At 71.6% G+C, this 16,740-nt stretch carries 18 protein-coding genes and 3 pseudogenes; 14 read left to right on the plus strand and 7 right to left on the minus strand.

Annotated features, from left to right (window positions below; all coding sequences use genetic code 11):
* Positions 1–14: 14 nt before the first annotated feature.
* Positions 15–608, minus strand: coding sequence for a DinB family protein (locus CLM62_RS45050; protein WP_095755696.1), 594 nt, complete (start codon positions 606–608; stop codon positions 15–17).
* A 134-nt stretch (positions 609–742) separates the two neighbouring features.
* On the opposite strand from CLM62_RS45050, the gene CLM62_RS45055 reads away from it, so the two are divergent.
* The 3 genes from CLM62_RS45055 (at position 743) to CLM62_RS45065 (ending at position 3,364) form a co-directional block, all read left to right on the plus strand.
* On the plus strand, positions 743–1,654 hold the full coding sequence (locus CLM62_RS45055) for an aminoglycoside phosphotransferase family protein (protein WP_095755697.1): 912 nt from the start codon (positions 743–745) through the stop codon (positions 1,652–1,654).
* Positions 1,655–2,012: 358 nt separating this feature from the next.
* On the plus strand, positions 2,013–2,534 hold the full coding sequence (locus tag CLM62_RS45060) for a hypothetical protein (protein ID WP_095755698.1): 522 nt from the start codon (positions 2,013–2,015) through the stop codon (positions 2,532–2,534).
* A 113-nt stretch (positions 2,535–2,647) separates the two neighbouring features.
* Entirely contained in the window at positions 2,648–3,364 is a 717-nt protein-coding gene (locus CLM62_RS45065) for a class F sortase (protein ID WP_095755699.1), read from the plus strand.
* On the opposite strand, the gene CLM62_RS45070 is transcribed toward CLM62_RS45065, so the two are convergent.
* The gene (locus CLM62_RS45070) at positions 3,299–3,709 is read right to left on the minus strand and encodes a helix-turn-helix domain-containing protein (protein WP_095755700.1); all 411 of its coding nucleotides are present in this window, start codon (positions 3,707–3,709) and stop codon (positions 3,299–3,301) included. The two genes, CLM62_RS45065 and CLM62_RS45070, sit on opposite strands and share 66 nt — an antisense overlap.
* Before the next feature lie 99 nt (positions 3,710–3,808).
* On the opposite strand from CLM62_RS45070, the gene CLM62_RS45075 reads away from it, so the two are divergent.
* Positions 3,809–4,708 (plus strand): NAD(P)-dependent oxidoreductase, encoded by a 900-nt coding sequence (locus CLM62_RS45075; protein ID WP_095755701.1) that lies wholly within the window; start codon positions 3,809–3,811, stop codon positions 4,706–4,708.
* Between the two features lie 24 nt (positions 4,709–4,732).
* On the opposite strand, the gene cpt is transcribed toward CLM62_RS45075, so the two are convergent.
* The gene (gene cpt / locus CLM62_RS45080) at positions 4,733–5,254 is read right to left on the minus strand and encodes a chloramphenicol phosphotransferase CPT (RefSeq protein WP_095755793.1); all 522 of its coding nucleotides are present in this window, start codon (positions 5,252–5,254) and stop codon (positions 4,733–4,735) included.
* 75 nt (positions 5,255–5,329) lie between these two features.
* Positions 5,330–6,112 carry a TSUP family transporter gene (locus CLM62_RS45085; RefSeq protein WP_095755702.1) on the minus strand — a complete coding sequence of 261 codons (783 nt, stop codon included), beginning with the start codon at positions 6,110–6,112 and terminating at the stop codon, positions 5,330–5,332.
* A gap of 309 nt (positions 6,113–6,421) precedes the next feature.
* Here CLM62_RS45085 and CLM62_RS45090 point away from each other — a divergent pair, with 309 nt between their 5' ends.
* The 6 genes from CLM62_RS45090 (at position 6,422) to CLM62_RS45115 (ending at position 12,806) form a co-directional block, all read left to right on the plus strand.
* Positions 6,422–7,636, plus strand: coding sequence for an NAD(P)/FAD-dependent oxidoreductase (locus tag CLM62_RS45090; protein WP_095755703.1), 1,215 nt, complete (start codon positions 6,422–6,424; stop codon positions 7,634–7,636).
* Entirely contained in the window at positions 7,636–10,245 is a 2,610-nt protein-coding gene (gene nirB, locus CLM62_RS45095; RefSeq protein WP_095755704.1) for a nitrite reductase large subunit NirB, read from the plus strand. The genes CLM62_RS45090 and nirB overlap by 1 nt, the downstream gene beginning before the upstream one ends.
* Positions 10,242–10,601 (plus strand): nitrite reductase small subunit NirD, encoded by a 360-nt coding sequence (nirD, locus tag CLM62_RS45100; RefSeq protein WP_095755705.1) that lies wholly within the window; start codon positions 10,242–10,244, stop codon positions 10,599–10,601. The genes nirB and nirD overlap by 4 nt, the downstream gene beginning before the upstream one ends.
* 63 nt (positions 10,602–10,664) lie before the next feature.
* Positions 10,665–11,246, plus strand: a complete 582-nt coding sequence (locus CLM62_RS45105; RefSeq protein ID WP_095755706.1) for a TetR/AcrR family transcriptional regulator — start codon at positions 10,665–10,667, stop codon at positions 11,244–11,246.
* 78 nt (positions 11,247–11,324) lie between these two features.
* Complete coding sequence (locus CLM62_RS45110) at positions 11,325–12,104, plus strand: SDR family NAD(P)-dependent oxidoreductase (RefSeq protein ID WP_095755707.1); 780 nt, start codon at positions 11,325–11,327, stop codon at positions 12,102–12,104.
* Positions 12,105–12,164: 60 nt separating this feature from the next.
* Positions 12,165–12,806, plus strand: coding sequence for a LysE family translocator (locus tag CLM62_RS45115; RefSeq protein ID WP_095755708.1), 642 nt, complete (start codon positions 12,165–12,167; stop codon positions 12,804–12,806).
* Positions 12,807–12,861: 55 nt separating this feature from the next.
* On the opposite strand, the gene CLM62_RS45120 is transcribed toward CLM62_RS45115, so the two are convergent.
* Together CLM62_RS45120 and CLM62_RS45125 are read right to left on the minus strand one after the other, a co-directional pair.
* Positions 12,862–13,788, minus strand: a complete 927-nt coding sequence (locus tag CLM62_RS45120) for an oxidoreductase (RefSeq protein ID WP_095755709.1) — start codon at positions 13,786–13,788, stop codon at positions 12,862–12,864.
* 46 nt (positions 13,789–13,834) lie between these two features.
* The gene (locus CLM62_RS45125; protein WP_095755710.1) at positions 13,835–14,044 is read right to left on the minus strand and encodes a hypothetical protein; all 210 of its coding nucleotides are present in this window, start codon (positions 14,042–14,044) and stop codon (positions 13,835–13,837) included.
* Between CLM62_RS45125 and CLM62_RS52510 the strand changes: the two are divergent.
* The 3 genes and pseudogenes from CLM62_RS52510 to CLM62_RS45140 all read left to right on the plus strand — a co-directional run.
* Positions 14,034–14,166: pseudogene (locus CLM62_RS52510) on the plus strand (helix-turn-helix domain-containing protein); the annotation flags it as partial. The gene CLM62_RS45125 and the pseudogene CLM62_RS52510 overlap by 11 nt on opposite strands.
* On the plus strand, positions 14,163–14,447 hold the full coding sequence (locus tag CLM62_RS45135; protein WP_373559245.1) for a hypothetical protein: 285 nt from the start codon (positions 14,163–14,165) through the stop codon (positions 14,445–14,447). The pseudogene CLM62_RS52510 and the gene CLM62_RS45135, both read left to right, overlap by 4 nt.
* Before the next feature lie 293 nt (positions 14,448–14,740).
* Positions 14,741–16,371, plus strand: a pseudogene (locus CLM62_RS45140) (IS200/IS605 family accessory protein TnpB-related protein).
* Here the strand turns inward: CLM62_RS45140 and CLM62_RS50535 are convergent.
* Positions 16,361–16,594, minus strand: coding sequence for a hypothetical protein (locus tag CLM62_RS50535; protein ID WP_179382494.1), 234 nt, complete (start codon positions 16,592–16,594; stop codon positions 16,361–16,363). The pseudogene CLM62_RS45140 and the gene CLM62_RS50535 sit on opposite strands and share 11 nt — an antisense overlap.
* Here CLM62_RS50535 and CLM62_RS53360 point away from each other — a divergent pair.
* Positions 16,518–16,706 (plus strand): annotated as a pseudogene (locus tag CLM62_RS53360) (sensor histidine kinase); the annotation flags it as partial. The gene CLM62_RS50535 and the pseudogene CLM62_RS53360 overlap by 77 nt on opposite strands.
* Positions 16,707–16,740: the final 34 nt, after the last annotated feature.

Consider the following 16,740-nt stretch of genomic DNA (forward strand, 5'->3'; position numbering starts at 1 on the left):
CCGGACTCGACCGGTCACGTGTCCCGGTCGGCTTCCCGAGCCGCACGCTCCAGCCGGCTTCGATGGTTCTCCCACCACGTCGAGTCGCCCGGCGCCATGCTGTCGTTGCCCTTGTTCATCCCCACGGCACCGTCCATGAGTTCCCGGATGATGTCGGCGTGCCCGGCGTGCCGGTGCGTATCGGCGATCACGCGCACTACGGCATGATGCAACGTCACCTCGTCCCTGCCGCTCGGCCACCACGGCACCCGGCCGATCGTGTCCAGCGCCAGCGCGTCGATCGTCGCGTCCGCGTGCGCCCACGCCCGGTGGTAGAGCTCCACGATGTGCTTGCGTGACTCGGCGGCGGTGGCCCACATGTCCGCGTTGGGCTCAGCACCGTCGTCGAGCCAGGGCAGCGGTTCGCCGGACGGCCGTCCGAACGTGTCGCCGAGGTAGCCCAGCTCCGCGCCGGTCGCGTGTTTCACCAGGCCCAGGAGGTTGGTGCCGGTCGGCGTCCGCGGGCGGCGGATGTCGTACTCCGAGAGCCCTTCCAGCTTCCACAGCAGGGCATCGCGGGCGGACTGCAGGTAGAAGTGAAGGTCAGCCTTGGGATCCGATGGCGTCATGTGGCAAGTCTGCCGCTCACGTGATCTCTGTCCACCGCTTTTGTCCACCGCCGGAAGACAAAAGCTGTGGCGGCGACACTCACCCGCCGGATACGCTCCGCTGCCGCCCACCCGCCCAACGCCCAGGGAGCCCCATGCCGTCCACCACCAAGATGCACGCCGACGAGCTCTACCTCGACGCGGCGTTGGTCGGGCGACTGGTGGCGGACCAGTTTCCGGAGTGGGCCGAGCTGCCGGTACGGCTGGTCGAGTCCGCCGGGACCGACAACGCCATGTACCGGCTGGGCGAGGACATGGTCGTACGGCTGCCGCGGTTGCCCGGTGGGGCGCGGCAGATCGATGAGGAGCATCGGTGGCTGCCCCTTCTCGCCCCGCATCTGCCTCTCGCCGTACCGGTGCCGCTCGCGAAGGGTGAGCCGGGGCGGGGGTACGGGCTGAGGTGGGGCGTGTATCGCTGGCTGGACGGTGACAATGCCTACGACGTGCCGATCGTCGAAGTCGCGGATGCCGCCGTCCGGTTGGGGCGGTTCGTCGCGGCGCTGCGGCGGGTCGACGCCACGGGTGGGAGGCCGTCCTTCCGGGGCGGGCCGGTCGGCGGGGGCGGTCGCGATGAGTACGTCCGTACAGCGATCCGTGATCTGAGTGCCGACGGCATAGTGGACGCCACCCTCGCGACGGCGGCTTGGGAGGACATCCTCAGGCTGCCCCAGTGGGACGGCGAGCCTGTCTGGCTCCACGCCGATCTGCTGCCCGGGAACCTGGTGGCCGAGGACGGCCGGCTCACCGCCGTCATCGACTTCGGCGGGCTCGGCGTCGGGGATCCGGCGGCGGACGTGATGCCCGCGTGGAGCCTCTTCGGCGCCGAGACCCGCCCCCTGTTCCGCGAGGCCGTGGACGTCGACGACATGACGTGGGCCAGGGGCCGGGGCTGGGCCCTGTGCTTCGGCCTCATGGCGGACCACTACTACCGCGGCGGAAAGAACCCGGCGCTGGCCGCGGTGGGCCGCCGCACGGTGAGCCGAGTCCTGGCCGAGTACGCGTCCTGAGCGGCGTACCCGATCAGTGTTGGGCAGATCTGTTCCACCGGCAGGGTCACGTGACCTGCGGTTTTCCCTCGCGGGGGTGGAACAGATCTGCCCATCACCGAATGCGACCATTTGGGCAGAGGCCCAGGCGGTCACCCGTTCACAGTCGTGCTCCGCATCCTTCGGGTTCTTTTCTTCGCGCAGCCGCCTCGCTTCGGTGACCTGCTGAAATGTCGGGCAGAAGACTTCGGATGGGGCCCGTCTGACACCCATTCACCCCATTTCTGGCGCTCCCTCGACAAGCGGTCTCGGCCCTCTGCCACTTACCTCGAAAGGGCAGCCCCCACGGGCAGAACCCGAAGAGGTCGAAGGAGCACCGATGCGACGCACCGCCCGCCTGCTCACCGGTACCGCGTTCGCCGTCGCCGTGGCAGGCCTCGGCGCCGCGCCCGCGTACGGCGGAAGCACCGACAGCCTGGACGTCTCGCCCTCCTCGGTCGTGCCGGGCGAGCTGGTCACCGTGAACACGGCCGCCTGCGGGGACGGCGGTTCGGCGGAGGGTGACGCCGGCGCGGTGGGGGCCGGTTCCTTCCCGCTGGCGCCCAGTGCCACCGAGAGCCTGGCGATCGGGCAGTTCCCGGTGCCGCCGAGCGCGCAGCCGGGGACGTACGAGATCGTCGCGGTCTGCGCGGAGGGCGGCCGACGGGTCACGGGTGACCTGGTCGTCACGCTGACGTCGGAGCGCGGGCAGGTGCATCCCCGGGGAAGTGTGAAGACGGGGGTCGGCGGCACACTGGGCCCCGATCCCGTGCGGACCGCGGCCGGCGTGGCGGCTCTCGCCGTCGCCGCCGCGGGCGGTACCTGGCTCCTGCATCGCCGGGCGAGAGGCGACGGGATCTGACGGACACCCTCCGCTGTCCGTCCGCCGGTACCGCACGTCCCCTCCCCCTCCGGGTCCGACGCCCCTCGCGGCCCGGAGGGGGTGGGGCTCAGCCAGGAGAGGGGTTGTCCGCTGTGCGCAGGCTCGGAAACGCCGCGATAGCGGCCGTCACCGCGGTCGCCCTCTGCTCGGGCGCGTGGCTGTTGGGCAGTGGCGCGGCGACGCATGCCCCACCGCAGCCGTCCGCGGCGGAAGCCCATGAAGTCGATGAAGCCGATGAAGGCCACGAAGCCCGCGAAGGCCACGAAGGCCGTGCGGATGCCCCTGCGGGAGGCCGTACGGAAGCCCACGCCGACCGGGCTCGCCCCGAGCCGTCCGCCGCGCCCGCCCTGCCGCCCTCCCCGCCCGACCGGATCCGCATCCCCTCCATCCGCGTGAACGCACCCCTGATGGGCCTCGGCCTCACCCCGACCGGCAGCCTGGAGGTCCCGCCCGCCGCGAAGAAGAACCTCGCCGGCTGGTACGAGGCCGGCACCACGCCCGGTGAGAGGGGGACCGCGATCGTCGCCGGGCACGTCGACAACGCCGACGGCCCCGCCGTCTTCTACGACCTCGGCGCCCTGAAGAAGGGCGCCGCCATCGAGGTGGACCGGCGCGACGGGGGCGTCGCGGTGTTCGCCGTGGACGCGGTCGAGGTGTACGCCGCGAAGCACTTCCCCGACGAGAAGGTGTACGGGGCGGCCGCGCGGCCCGAGCTGCGGGTGATCACATGCGGTGGGGACTATTCACGGAGCACCGGCTATCAGGGGAACGTCGTCGTCTTCGCGCATCTGACGGGCAGCGGCCGCTGAGCCGTGCGGCTGCGGTGCACCGACGAGGACGTTCTCGCGTCCCCACGCGCCCAGCGGCGCCAGCGCCTCGTTCAGAGAAGCCCCCCGGCGCGTCAGCGAGTACTCCACCCGCGGCGGCACCTCGTCGTAGGCCTCCCGGTGCACGATGCCGTCCGCCTCCAGCTCCCGCAGGTGCGCGGCGAGCACCTTCTCCGTCACGCCCGGCAGGCCCCGGCGCAACTCGCCGAACCGGCAGGGGCGCACGGACAGCTCCCAGAGGATGAGCACCTTCCATTTACCGCCGATCACGTCCATCGCCGCGTCGATCCCGCAGACGTACGATCCCGGCCGTCGTGCCGTCGTCATGCCCGCCCCTCCTCCTGCCTGGACTCTTTCCCGGCGGTAACCACCCACTCCGAAGTGCGTACTTGAGCAGGCCGCTCCCCTGCGACGAGCCTAATCGCCATGACTGACAACGCACTTGCTCAGCCCGGTCCGTCCACCCCGCTCACCCTCCTCGGCACCGGAGCCATGGGCACCGCCCTCGCCCGCGCCTGGCTCGCCGCCGGGCATCCCGTCACCGTCTGGAACCGCACCCCCGCCCGCGCCGAGGCCCTGGCCGCCGAGGGCGCGACCGTCGCCGCGAGCGCCGCCGAGGCGGTGGCCGCGAACCGGCTCGTGGTCGTCTGTCTGCTCGACGACGCCTCGGTCGGCGAGGCCCTCGACGGGGCCGACCTGACCGGGCGGGACCTGGTGAACATCACTACCGGCACCCCTGGCCAGGGGCGTTCACGGGCCGCGTGGGCGAAGGCGCGCGGCGCCCGTTTCCTGGACGGCGGGATCATGGCCGTACCGCCGATGATCGGGGCGCCCGACTCCGGGGCGTACGTCTTCTACAGCGGTTCCGCCGCGCTCTTCGAGGAGCACCGGGACACGCTCGCCGTACCGGCCGGGACCACCTACGTCGGCGCGGACCCCGGGTTCGCCGCGCTGCACGACGTGGCGCTGCTGAGCGCGATGAACGGGATGTTCGCGGGCATCACGCACGCCTTCGCGCTGATCCGCCGGGAGGACATCGCACCGAAGGACTTCGCGCCGCTGCTGGTGTCCTGGCTCACCGCGATGGCGCACTCCGCGCACAAGGCCGCCGACCAGCTGGAGAGCGGCGACTACGGCAAGGACGTCGTCTCCAGCCTGGCGATGCAGGTCGCGGGCAACGCCACGCTGCTGCGGACGGCCGAGGAACAGGGCGTGAGCGCGGAGCTGCTGAGGCCGTACATGGACCTGATGGAGCGGCGGCTCGCCCTGGGGAACGGGGAGGAGGACACGACGGGGGTGGTGGAACTGCTTCTGCGGAAGCCCTAGCTCAGCTCAGGTGTGCCGCGACGCTCAGCTCACGTGTGCGGCGATGGTCCGCGCGCACTCCAGTGACTCCGAGCGGGTGGTGTCCACCTCCACGTCGTAGACGACGCCCCGGTGGACCAGCTCCGCCTGCTTCTCGGCCATCCCCCGCACCCGGTCGCCCCGGGCGATCTCCCGGCCCGCGGCCACCGACGCCTCGCAGCGGACGCCGACCCAGAGCACGTCCAGTCCGTCGAGGACCTCGCGCCACCGTTCCTGGGTGGCCGCCGCGCCGAGGAAGACATCGTCGATGATCACCCGGGCGCCGGCGTGGACCATCGCGGCGATTCCCGTCGCCCACGCCGCTTCCAGGGCCATGAAATCCCCGCCGACGCTCACCCCGCCGTCCGGGGCGAACTCGATCCCCGTGCCCGCACCGGGCATCGCCTCGAGCAGCGAGTCGACCCCGAAGGCCAGCCAGGGCTCCGGCAGCACTTCCTGCAGACACCGCACGATCCCGGACTTGCCCGAGCTGGAGCCGCCGTTGAGCACGATCACCTGAGTTGTCACGCGGGTCACAGTAGGGGGCCGCGCGAAGTCGCCCCACTCGTTTTTCAGGGCCGATTCAGGCCAATTCAGGCCAATTCAGGCCACCCACTGCTCGTACGCCAGGTTCGCCACCAGCGCGAACACCACCGTCAGCAGCACGATCCGGACGAAGCCGCTGCCCTGCTTCAGGGCGGTGTGCGCGCCCAGCGTGCCGCCCGCGAGGTTGAACACGGCCATGAGGGCGGCCAGTTGCCACAGGACCGTGCCCTGCCAGGCGAACGTGGCGAGGGCGCCGGCGTTGGTGCAGCAGTTGACGATCTTGGCGGTGGCGGAGGCGGTGACCAGGTCGAGGTGGAGGACCGCGGTGAGGGCCAGGACGAGGAACGTGCCGGTGCCGGGGCCGATGAGGCCGTCGTAGAAGCCGATGCCGAGGCCCGCCAGGCCGATCGCGGCGAAGATCTGGCGGCGGGTGGCCGGGCCGGTCGCGGGGGCGGTTCCGAAGGCGGGGCGCAGGATCACGAAGGCGGCCACGGCGAGCAGCACCACCATGATCACCGGCTTGAGGACCTCCGTGCTCATCCCGGCCGCGAAGAAGGCCCCGGCCGAGGATCCGGCGAGGGCCGCGAGGCCGATGCGTACGGCGGTGCCGACGTCGACCGGGGCCTTGCGGGCGTACGTCACGGCCGCGCCCGTCGTGCCGACGATGGCGACCGCCTTGTTGGTGCCGAGGGCGTACGCGGCCGGGGTGCTCGACGGCAGGCCGAGCAGCAGGACCGGCAGCAGCAGGAGCCCGCCTCCGCCGACCACGGCGTCGATCCAGCCGGCCGCCAGGGCCGCGAGGCAGAGGACGACGACCATGGTCAGCGATATATCGGGCATGATCGGGACCCTATGGAGGGGATAGGTGCCCCGTCCATCGAGATGAGGATCTTCTGAGGTTGCGTCTCGGAGCGGCTCCCCCTCCGCGCGTGAGCTGGTGAAACCCGGGCTCGCGCCGCTCCCGGTCGTAGACGATGGTGGCTGCACCGGAACCCGGAGGTCCGGCCACTCCCGCCAGCTCCTCACAGCCCGCCCCCGCCGCGCTCCGCGAACCCTCACACCCGCGCCCGGCCCTCGCTGAGCGCAGCGTTCCCCGCGGGAAACAGACGTGATGCGGTCGGGTAACACCGGCAACGCACGCTCCTGAACATGACCTCGAATACGCGTGTGGTGGTGATCGGCGCCGGCCTCGCGGGCGTCCGTCTCGCCCGGCGGCTCGGTGAGCTCCGCGTGCCCGCGCTGGTGATCGGCGAGGAGGAGCACCGGCCGTACAACAGGGTGCTGCTCGCCGAGGTGCTGGCCGGCCGCTACAGCCCCGACGTGATCGCCCTCCCGGCGCCTGCGGAGCTGACCCGTGCCCGGGTCACCGGCATCGACCGGGCCGGGCGGAACGTCGAGTGCGCGGACGGCTCGAAGATCGCATACGACACGCTGGTCCTGGCCACCGGCTCCAACCCGGTGCTCCCGCCGCTGCGCGGACTGTTCACCCCCGATCACGTGCTGCCCGAGGGCGTGCACGCGTTCCGCACCATGGACGACTGCCTGGGCCTGTCCAAGGCGGTACGGCCGGGCGTGCGGGCGGTCGTGATCGGCGGCGGGCTCCTCGGGGTGTCCGCGGCCCGCGCGCTCGCCCTGCGCGGCGCGCAGGTCGTCCTCGCCCAGCAGTCCGAGCGGCTCATGGAAAGCCAGCTCGACCCGGCGGCCTCCAAGCTGGTCCGCCGGCACCTCACCGACCTCGGCGTCGAGATCCACACCGAGTGCCGGGTGCGCGACGTGCGCTGCGTCGGCGGCGCGGTCCGCTCGGTCGAGATGGCCGACGGTTACGCCCTCGACGCCGACCTCGTGGTCCTGGCGTGCGGGGTCCACCCGCGTGTGGGTCTCGCCCAGATCGCCGGCCTCGACGTCCGCAAGGGCGTCGTCGTCGACGACGAACTGCGCACCTCCGACCCGCACATCCGGGCCATCGGCGACTGCGCGCAGCACGACGGCACGTTGTACGGGCTCGCGACCCCGGCGCTCGAACAGGCGGACGTCCTGGCCGAGTCGCTGGCGGGCGACGCCGACGCCCGGTACACCGGCACCCGTTCGCTGACCCGCCTCACCCTCGCCGGGCAGTCCGCCTTCGACCTCGCCGCGTTCGGTGAGACGGAGGCCCTCCCCGGCGACGACGTGGTCCAGCTCGCCGACGCCACGCGCGGCACCTACCGCAAGGTCGTCGTCCGCGACGACCGCCTGGTCGGCGGGGTCCTCGTCGGCGAACTCGGCACCGTCGGCGCGCTCGCGCGCGCCTGGGAGGGAGCAGAGCCGCTCCCGTCCGACGGCGGTCCTCTGCTCCACCTGCTTACCAACGATGGAGGCTCCTGATGTCCACGGACACCCCCACGATCGTGCTCGTCGGCCATGGCATGGTCGGCCAGCGCTTCCTCGAAGCGCTCGCCGAGCGCGGCATGACCGCCACGCACCGCGTGGTCGTGCTGTGCGAGGAGCCGCGTCCGGCGTACGACCGCGTGGCGCTCACCTCGTACTTCTCGGGCAAGACGCCCGAGGACCTCTCGATGACCGACATGGAGTTCATCGAGAAGGAGGGCATCGAGCTGTACGTCGGTGACCCGGCGGAGACGATCGACCGCGAGACGAAGAAGGTCACGGCCAGGTCCGGTCAGGTCTTCGACTACGACATCCTCGTCCTGGCCACGGGCTCCTACCCGTTCGTGCCGCCGGTCCCCAACAAGGACGCGAAGGGCTGCTTCGTCTACCGCACGATCGAGGACCTCCTCGCCATCGAGGAGTACGCCAAGACCCGCACGACCGGTGCCGTGGTGGGCGGCGGTCTGCTCGGCCTGGAGGCCGCGGGTGCGCTCAAGGGCCTCGGACTCACCAGCCACATCGTGGAGTTCGCGCCGCGCCTGATGCCGGTACAGGTCGACGAGGGCGGCGGCGCCGCGCTGCTGCGCACCATCGAGGAGATGGGCCTCAGCGTCCACACGGGCGTCGGCACGCAGGAAATCGTGGTCGACTCCGAGGGCGCCGTCACCGGCATGAAGCTGTCCGACGGCTCCGAACTCGCCACCGACATGGTGGTGTTCTCCGCCGGTGTCCGACCCCGCGACCAGCTGGCCCGCGACTGCGGCCTGACGGTCGGCGAGCGTGGCGGCATCACGGTCGACGAGAAGTGCCGTACGGTCTCCGACCCGCACGTGTTCGCGATCGGCGAGTGCGCGCTGGCCGCCGACGGCCGGGTGTACGGCCTGGTGGCCCCCGGCTACGAGCAGGCCGAGACGGCCGCCGCGACCATCGCCGCCGACGAGGAGGCCGCCTTCACCGGCGCCGACCTGTCCACCAAGCTGAAGCTGCTCGGCGTGGACGTGGCGTCCTTCGGCGACGCGCACGGAGCCACCGAGGACTGCCTCGACGTCGTCTACTCCGACTCCCGAGCGGGCCTGTACAAGAAGCTGGTCATCGGCCGCGACGGCACGCTGCTCGGCGGCATCCTCGTCGGCGACGCGGAGGCGTACGGCACGCTGCGCGCCTTTACCGGCTCGGTCCCGCCCATCTCGCCGGAGTCGCTGGTGCTGCCCGCCGGTGCCGGCGCCCCGACCCAGCTCGGCCCGACCGCGCTCCCGGACGACGCGATCATCTGCTCCTGCAACAACGTCACCAAGGGCACGATCCGCGGCGCGGTCACCGACCACCAGTGCACGACCGTGCCCGAGGTGAAGAAGTGCACCAAGGCCGGTACGACCTGCGGCAGTTGCGTCAAGGTCCTCGGCCAGCTCGTCAACGCCGAACTGGAGGCCAGCGGCGTCGAGGTCGACAAGGGCCTGTGCGGCTGCTTCTCGCAGACCCGCGAGGAGCTGTACGAGATCGTCCTCGCCCTGCGCATCAACACCTACCAGGACCTGCTGGACCGTTACGGCCGCGAGGGCGCCCGGGGCGGCGACGGCTGCGAGATCTGCAAGCCGGCGGTCGGCTCGATCATCGCCTCCCTCGCCCCGACGATCGGCGCGAGCGGTTACGTCCTGGAGGGCGAGCAGGCGTCCCTGCAGGACAGCAACGACCACTTCCTGGCCAACCTGCAGAAGAACGGCTCGTACTCGATCGTGCCGCGCATCCCGGGCGGCGAGATCACCCCCGAGAAGCTGATCGTGATCGGCGAGGTGGCCCGCGACTTCGGGCTCTACACGAAGATCACCGGCGGTCAGCGAATCGACATGTTCGGCGCGCGCGTCGAGCAGCTCCCCCTCATCTGGGCGCGGTTGGTGGACGCGGGCTTCGAGTCCGGCCACGCGTACGGCAAGGCGCTGCGCACGGTGAAGTCCTGCGTGGGCCAGACCTGGTGCCGCTACGGCGTCCAGGACTCCGTCCGCATGGCGATCGACCTGGAGCTGCGCTACCGGGGTCTGCGTTCCCCGCACAAGCTGAAGTCGGCGGTCTCCGGCTGCCAGCGCGAGTGCGCGGAGGCCCAGTCGAAGGACTTCGGCGTGATCGCCACGGCCAACGGCTGGAACCTGTACGTCGGCGGCAACGGCGGCGCCACCCCCCGCCACGCGGACCTGCTGGCCCAGGACCTGTCCGACGCCGAGCTCATCCGCCTGATCGACCGCTTCCTGATGTTCTACATCCGTACGGCCGACCGCCTGGAGCGCACCTCCACCTGGCTGGAGCGGATCCCGGGCGGCTTGGACCACATCCGGGACGTGGTGGTGGAGGACTCCCTCGGCATCTGCGAGGAGCTGGAGTCCCTGATGGCCGCGCATGTCGCGAACTACCGCGACGAGTGGGCTCAGACCATCAACGACCCGGAGAAGCTGTCCCGGTTCGTCTCCTTCGTGAACGCGCCCGACACCCCCGACCCGGTCGTCGGCTTCGTCCCCGAGCGCGACCAGATCAAGCCCGACCTGCCGCTGCTGAGCATCGGCATGCGGCCCGCCGACAACCCGGCAGACGTCCTGGAAGGAAGTGCCCAGCGATGACCCTGGCACCCGAGACGACCGACCTGAAGATCCAACTGCGCCTGGACGACCAGGCCGACGACTGGTTCACGGTCTGTAACCTGAGTGCGCTGCTGCCGGGCCGTGGAGTGGCGGCCCTGCTGCCCGACGGCCGCCAGGTCGCCCTCTTCCGCGACCGCGCCGGCAAGCTGTACGCCATCGACAACCGCGACCCGTTCTGCGGCGCGGCGGTCCTCTCCCGCGGCCTGACCGGCAGCCACCAGGGGCGGCCGTTCGTCGCCTCGCCCCTGCTGAAGCAGCGCTTCGACCTGGAGAGCGGGCAGTGCCTGGACGACGAGACGGTGAGGGTGGCGACGTACGAGATCCGGACCTCGTAAGCCCGTAAGCGCCGTAGGAAACTTTCTTGACCGATCGTTCTGGTTGAGCCTAGGCTGCGCTACGTGGCCAGGACCAAGGAGTTCGATCCCGACGCCGCGCTGCAGTCAGCCCTCGAGCTGTTCTGGCAGCGCGGCTACGAGGCGACGTCGATGTCCGACCTCGTCGAGCACCTGGGCATCGGACGGGCGAGCATCTACGCGACCTTCGGCAGCAAGCACGAGCTGTACTTGAAGGCACTGGACCGCTACCAGGCACAACTCCCGGATCTACTGCGGGAGCTGTCCCAGCCGGGCCCGGTACTGCCCGCCGTACGAGCACTCGTGCGGCGCTATGCGGACGAGGCGGCCGGCGAGGAACAGCGCCGTTGCGGCTGCTTCATCACCAATACGGCTGCCGAGCTCGCCCCGCACGATCCGGCCGCGGCGCGGCAGGTCGAGCGCAACTGGGACCAGATGGAGACGGTCCTCCACTCCGCCCTGGTCCGCGCCCGGGCCCAGGGCGAGCTGCCCGCCGACCGGGATCCGCTCACCCTTGCCCGGATGCTGCTGGTGTTGCTGCAGGGGCTCAAGGTCGTCGGCAAGGCGTCGGCGGATCCGGCGCGCGTCCGGGACGCGGCGGAGCAGGCGTTGGCGCTGCTCGACTGAATTCAGTGAAACAAGGCCCTCATGGGGCCTTTTCTTACACCCGCATACTGAACCGATCGGTCAAGAAAAGGGGAGATCATGACCATCCGGAACACTGCCAACCGCTTCACCGGCAGGACCGCACTCGTCACCGGTGCCGGATCCGGCATCGGCCGTACCACCGCCCTCGCGTTCGCCGCCGAGGGCGCGCACGTCGTCGTCGCCGGGCGTCGGCGGGAACCGCTCGACGAGACCGTCCGGCTGATCGAGGCGCAGGGCGGCAAGGCGCTCGCGGTCACGGCCGACGTCGCCCGGGCAGCCGACGTACAGGCCCTCGTCGACGCCGCCGTGGACCGATTCGGATCGCTCGACGTGGCGGTGAACAACGCGGGCGTCTTCCGCGGCGGCGAGCCCCTGGCCGAGTTGTCCGAGGACGACTGGCACACGCAGCTCGACATCAACGTCACCGGCGTCTTCCTCGCCCTCCAGGCCGAGATCCGCCAGATGCGCACCCAGCCGGCCGGCGGCGCGATCGTGAACATCGCCTCCACCTTCGGCGTGCACTCCCGTCACCCCGGTGCCGCCGCGTACGCGGCCACCAAGGCCGCCGTCTCCGTGCTGACCAGGGGTGCCGCCCTCGACCACATCCGCGACGGCGTCCGTATCAACGCGGTCAGCCCCGGCGCCACGGACACCCCGATGTCGCTGGATGCCGGCGAGACGGAGGCCGACCGCGCCGAGCGCGTGCGGGCCGAGCTCCCCCTCGGCCGTATATCGGCCACGGACGAGGTGGCCGCCGCCGTCCTGTATCTGGCGTCGGACGCGGCCGCGTCGATGGTGGGCACCGACCTGGTGGTGGACAGCGGGGCGACGGCCTGAGAATCCGCCGGCCCGGAAATTCCGTGGTGGGGCGGAAGTCCCCGTGCTTGCATGGCAGGCATGGTGTCTGCCGACCGTCTGCTCGCCTTCGCGGCGATGTCGTTCCTGCTGATCGTGGTCCCCGGGCCCAGCGTGCTCTTCGTGATCGGCCGGGCGCTCGCCCAGGGGCGTCGTGCCGCCCTGACCACGGTGGTGGGGAACACGGTCGGCGCCTGCGTGCTCGTCGTGGCCGTGGCGCTCGGGGTCGGGTCGGTCGTGGAACGCTCGGTCCTGGTCTTCACCGCGCTCAAGCTGGCCGGGGCGGCCTACCTCGTGTACCTCGGCGTCAAGGCGTGGCGCGAACGCGGTGCGCTGCGCGCCGCGTTCGCCGGTGACGCGGCGGTCGCGCAGGGGAGCGTGCGCACGTTCTGGGAGGGGTTCGCCGTCGGGGTGAGCAACCCCAAGACCATCGTGTTCTTCGCCGCCGTACTGCCGCAGTTCGTCGACCGCGGGCAGGGGCATGTCGCGGTGCAGATGCTGCTGCTCGGCCTGGTCTTCAACCTCATCGCGGTGGCGTCCGACAGCGTGTGGGGACTGGTGGCGGCGACCGCGCGGGGCTGGTTCGCGCGCTCGCCGCGGCGGCTGTCGGCGGTGGGCGGGGTCGGTGGGCTCACCATGATCGGGCTGGGCGTGACGGTGGCTGTGAGCGGCCGAAAGGACTGACCGCTCGGCACGGAATGACCGGCGGCACGGAGTGACCGGCGGCGAGTGACCGGCCTCACGCCTTCAGGGCGTCGTACGTCACCCCGGTGAGCTGTTCGGAGGCGTCCCAAAGCCGTCCCGCCGCCTGGTCGTTGAGGGTCCACGGCGCCCGCCAGGACGACGCGGGCGACCCGCGCCAGCCGGCCAAGGAGGGCCCGGTGAAGGAGTCGGGGCGTACGTCGGGCGCGGTGGCGGCGTAGAGGGTGGGCAGCGCACCGGCGTCCGCCGACTGGGCGAAGAACCGGTTACCGATCCGCATGAACCACTCACTGAGCTTGCGGTCGGCCATGCGGGGCCCGGCGGTCTGCAGGTTGGTGGCGGCGTACCCCGGGTGTGCCGCCGCCGCGACCACGTCCGAACCGTGCGCCGCCAGCCTGCGCGCCAGCTCGTGCGTGAAGAGCAGGTTGGCGGTCTTGGAGCGGGCGTAGGCGGTCCAACGCCGGTAGCTCCGCTCGCTGTTGAGGTCGTTGATGTCGATGTTGGACATCGAGTGCATGGTGCTGGAGACGGTCACGACGCGCGCACCGGGGGTGGCCAGCAGCGTGGGCAGCAACAGCCCGGTGAGCGCGAAGTGCCCGAGGTGGTTGACGCCGAACTGCGTCTCGAAGCCGTCGGCGGTCGTCCCGTACGGCAGTGCCATGACACCCGCGTTGTTGACGAGCAGGTCGAGCCGCCCTTCCGGGAAGGTGGCCGCGAACTGCCGTACGGAGCCCAGGTCACCGAGGTCCAACAATGCCAAGTCGACCTCGGCACCCCGAACCTCGACGACCATCCGGCCCCTTGCCGCCGCGCCCCGCGCCTCACTCCGGCACGCGAGGACGACTCGGGCACCTTTGCGTGCCAACTCTCGCGCGGCGACGTACCCGATGCCGCTGTTGGCCCCGGTGACGACGGCGACGCGGCCGCTCTGGTCGGGAATGTCCTTCTCACTCCAGCCGGACATGACCGAACTCCCTCCGGTTACGGGATGGGTTCCAGCCTACGAGCGGTCAGCGCCGCGCGTAATCGTCCGGCATGGGCCGCGTGTCCAGGTAGAACCACTCGGCGTCGGGGCCGGGGGACTCCGTCGGCTGGGTGGGGGTGGGCGTTGAGGGGTCGGTGGGGGTGGTGCTCCAGGGGCGGTCGGGCGGGGTGTGTGACGGGTGGTCGGGGGTCGTGTCCGACGGCCGGTCGAGCGTGGTGTCCCAGGGTCCGACCAAGACTCTGGACGTCCATGTGGCCGCCCTGCGGCGGAAGTTGGGGCATCCGGCGTTGGATCCGGACCCTGCGCGGTGTCGGCTTCCGGCTGGCGGTGCACACCGGGCCGGAAGCGCGCGCATGACCCGCCGCCTGCTGCTCAGCTATCTCAGCCTGGCCGTGCTCGTGCTGCTCTGCCTGGAGATCCCGCTGGGCTTCGTCTACTCGCGCGGCGAACGGGAGCGTGTGGTCAACGCGGCGGCGGACGAGGCCGAGTCCGTCTCCGCGTACGCCGCGCTGTCCCTCGCCGCGGGCGGGCCGAGCGGAACCTGCCCGGGCGGGTGGCGCACTGCGCCGCACGGATCGGCGGCAAGTTGGTCGTCGTGGACGACTCGGGCGCGCCGCTCGCCACCTCCCACCCGCTGACCGCCGACGCGTCCCGCGCGCTGGCCTCCCGCCCGGGCATCGTGGCCGCGCTCCGGGGCACCGCCACGGCGGACGTGGTACGTCCAGCATCGGCGGGGTTCGAACTGCTGCCGCTTGACCGTGCACAAGCGCGCATTAGGCGAGTGTGACTGAGTGCCGGTGCTGTCGGCGAAGGTGCGCGGACGGGCTTCGCAGGGAGGTGAACGGGAGTTTGCCTATCGAATGCGTGACCTTTGGGGAGGGGGCTCGTTGGGTGGGGTGACGGATCTTGGACGTCGGGCCGGGGGTGAGGGGTGGGCGGGCTGCGGAAGGTGGCGGCATCGTTTGTGGTGCCCGGCCCCTCGGGTGTGGCGATCCGGGCGCGGCTGCGAGTCTCGGAGACCGACGCGACCGTGCTGCAGGAGGTCGGTGCGTTCCTCGGTGCGCTGGCAGCGCGGGATCTAGCGGTGCGCTCCCGGCAGGGACGGGACCATGATGCCGCCGCATGGGCGGGCCGGAAGCGGGAGCTTTCCGGTGTCTCGTCGGCGCGGTGGGCGGGCAGCATCACCAAGGCCACGCACGACCAGTGGGCGCTGGCCCGGCGCGGCCAGGCCACCCACATGGCGTGGCTGCGCGGGCAGATCGCCACGATCGAAGCTCGGCTGGCCCGTCCACTGCACGCCAAAGCCGACAAGCGGGCAGGGCTGGTACGCGGGTACGGCTCGCGGGCGGAGTGGCACGCCAAGTCCCGCCGCCTGCACGCGTTGCGGGAGCGGCTGGCGGCGCTGGAGGAGGACTGGGCGGCGGGCCGGGTGCACGTGGTACGCGGCGGCAAGCAACTCGCTCATCTGCGCCACCACCTGGACCAGGCCGGGCTGGACGAGCAGATGTGGCGGCAGCGGTGGCAGGCTGCACGGATGTTCCTGGCAGCCGACGGGGAGTCCGGCAAGCACTTGGGCAACGAGACCATCCGCATCACCGAGGACGGCCAGATCTCCATCAGACTCCCGGCCGCGCTCGCCCACCTGGCCAACGCCCCGCACGGTACGTCCTGGACGCCACTGCGGTGTTCAGGCACCGGGGCGAGGAGTGGCTGGATCGGATCACGAACAGCCGGGCGGTGGCCTACCGCATCCACCACGACACGGTGCGCGGGCGCTGGTATGTGACCGCCTGCTGGCAGCGCATCACCGCTGCCGTGCTGCCGCTGGAAGCGGCCCTCGCCCAGGGGGTGGTGGCGGTGGACATGAACGACGACCACCTCGCCGCCTGGCAGCTCGACATCCACGGCAACCCGGTCGGCGAGCCCCGGCGTTTCTTCTACGACCTGTCGGGCAGTGCCTCGCAGCGGGACGCCCAGATCCGGCATGCGCTGACCCGCCTGCTGCACCACACCCGTCGCAGCGGTGCCGCCGCCATCGCCGTCGAGGACCTCGACTTCACCGACGGAAAGTCCCGGGAGAGGTACGGCCGCAACAAGCCCTTCCGTCGTCTGATCTCCCGCTTCCCCACCGCGCGGCTGAAGGCCCGGCTGGTGTCGATGGCCGCCGAGCAGGGCGTTACGCTCGTCGCGGTCGACCCGGCCTACACCTCGAAGTGGGGCGCCCAGCACTGGCAGCAGCCCCTGACCAGCAAGAACCGTAAGACCACTCGCCACGACGCGGCAGCCGTGGCGATCGGAAGGCGCGCCCTCGGGCATCCGATCCGGCGACGGACGGCACCGCCCCGTAACGACCAGAGAGATCGTTGCGGGCATCGGACCGCCCAGGCCGGACCGGAGACCCGGCGGCGTGAGGGATCCCGCCCCCACGTACCCGGACCACGCACCAGATGCCTGCCGCCCGGACGCGGAGCGAACGCGGGCGACCAGCGTGCCCAACACCGTTCGGGGCACGCGGCTGAGCATGCGTCCTGGCAGCAGGACTCACTCCCGCTCAGCCTTTGAGAACGGTGCAGTACCTGTCGGTCTCCGCGCGCCGGTCGGCCAGGGCGCCCGCCCGGAAGGTGCCGTATGGCTCACGGTCCCGACGCAGATGGTGCACGAACGCGTACACCACGTATGGATGTTGCTCGCCCTCGGCGGACTCGGCGTCCGGCCTCGGGCTCGCGCTGGTCCAACGCCTGGCGCACGCGAGCGGCGGCGAGGCGAGCCTGCGCGCGGCGGCCACGGGCGGGCTGGACGCGGTGGTCCGCCTGCGCTCGGCCGAACCGCCCCCACCCGGCCACCCGGTCGGCAGACCGGGCGCGCGACGCCGGGAGGCCCCGGCACTGCCGGCCTGAAGGCACCGAACCGCGCCGAACGGGCCTGACCGGG

The organism is Streptomyces sp. SA15 (assembly GCF_002291145.1).
GTDB lineage: Bacteria > Actinomycetota > Actinomycetes > Streptomycetales > Streptomycetaceae > Streptomyces.

Coding starts and splice junctions, on each gene's coding strand:
- nirD (WP_095755705.1), top strand. CDS start 10,242: ATGACCCTGGCACCCGAGACGACCGACCTGAAGATCCAACTGCGCCTG.
- CLM62_RS45055 (WP_095755697.1), top strand. CDS start 743: ATGCCGTCCACCACCAAGATGCACGCCGACGAGCTCTACCTCGACGCG.
- CLM62_RS45115 (WP_095755708.1), top strand. CDS start 12,165: ATGGTGTCTGCCGACCGTCTGCTCGCCTTCGCGGCGATGTCGTTCCTG.
- CLM62_RS45110 (WP_095755707.1), top strand. CDS start 11,325: ATGACCATCCGGAACACTGCCAACCGCTTCACCGGCAGGACCGCACTC.
- nirB (WP_095755704.1), top strand. CDS start 7,636: ATGTCCACGGACACCCCCACGATCGTGCTCGTCGGCCATGGCATGGTC.
- CLM62_RS45090 (WP_095755703.1), top strand. CDS start 6,422: ATGACCTCGAATACGCGTGTGGTGGTGATCGGCGCCGGCCTCGCGGGC.
- CLM62_RS45120 (WP_095755709.1), bottom strand. CDS start 13,788: ATGTCCGGCTGGAGTGAGAAGGACATTCCCGACCAGAGCGGCCGCGTC.
- CLM62_RS45085 (WP_095755702.1), bottom strand. CDS start 6,112: ATGCCCGATATATCGCTGACCATGGTCGTCGTCCTCTGCCTCGCGGCC.
- CLM62_RS45075 (WP_095755701.1), top strand. CDS start 3,809: ATGACTGACAACGCACTTGCTCAGCCCGGTCCGTCCACCCCGCTCACC.
- CLM62_RS45050 (WP_095755696.1), bottom strand. CDS start 608: ATGACGCCATCGGATCCCAAGGCTGACCTTCACTTCTACCTGCAGTCC.
- CLM62_RS45060 (WP_095755698.1), top strand. CDS start 2,013: ATGCGACGCACCGCCCGCCTGCTCACCGGTACCGCGTTCGCCGTCGCC.
- CLM62_RS45070 (WP_095755700.1), bottom strand. CDS start 3,709: ATGACGACGGCACGACGGCCGGGATCGTACGTCTGCGGGATCGACGCG.
- CLM62_RS45135 (WP_373559245.1), top strand. CDS start 14,163: ATGACCCGCCGCCTGCTGCTCAGCTATCTCAGCCTGGCCGTGCTCGTG.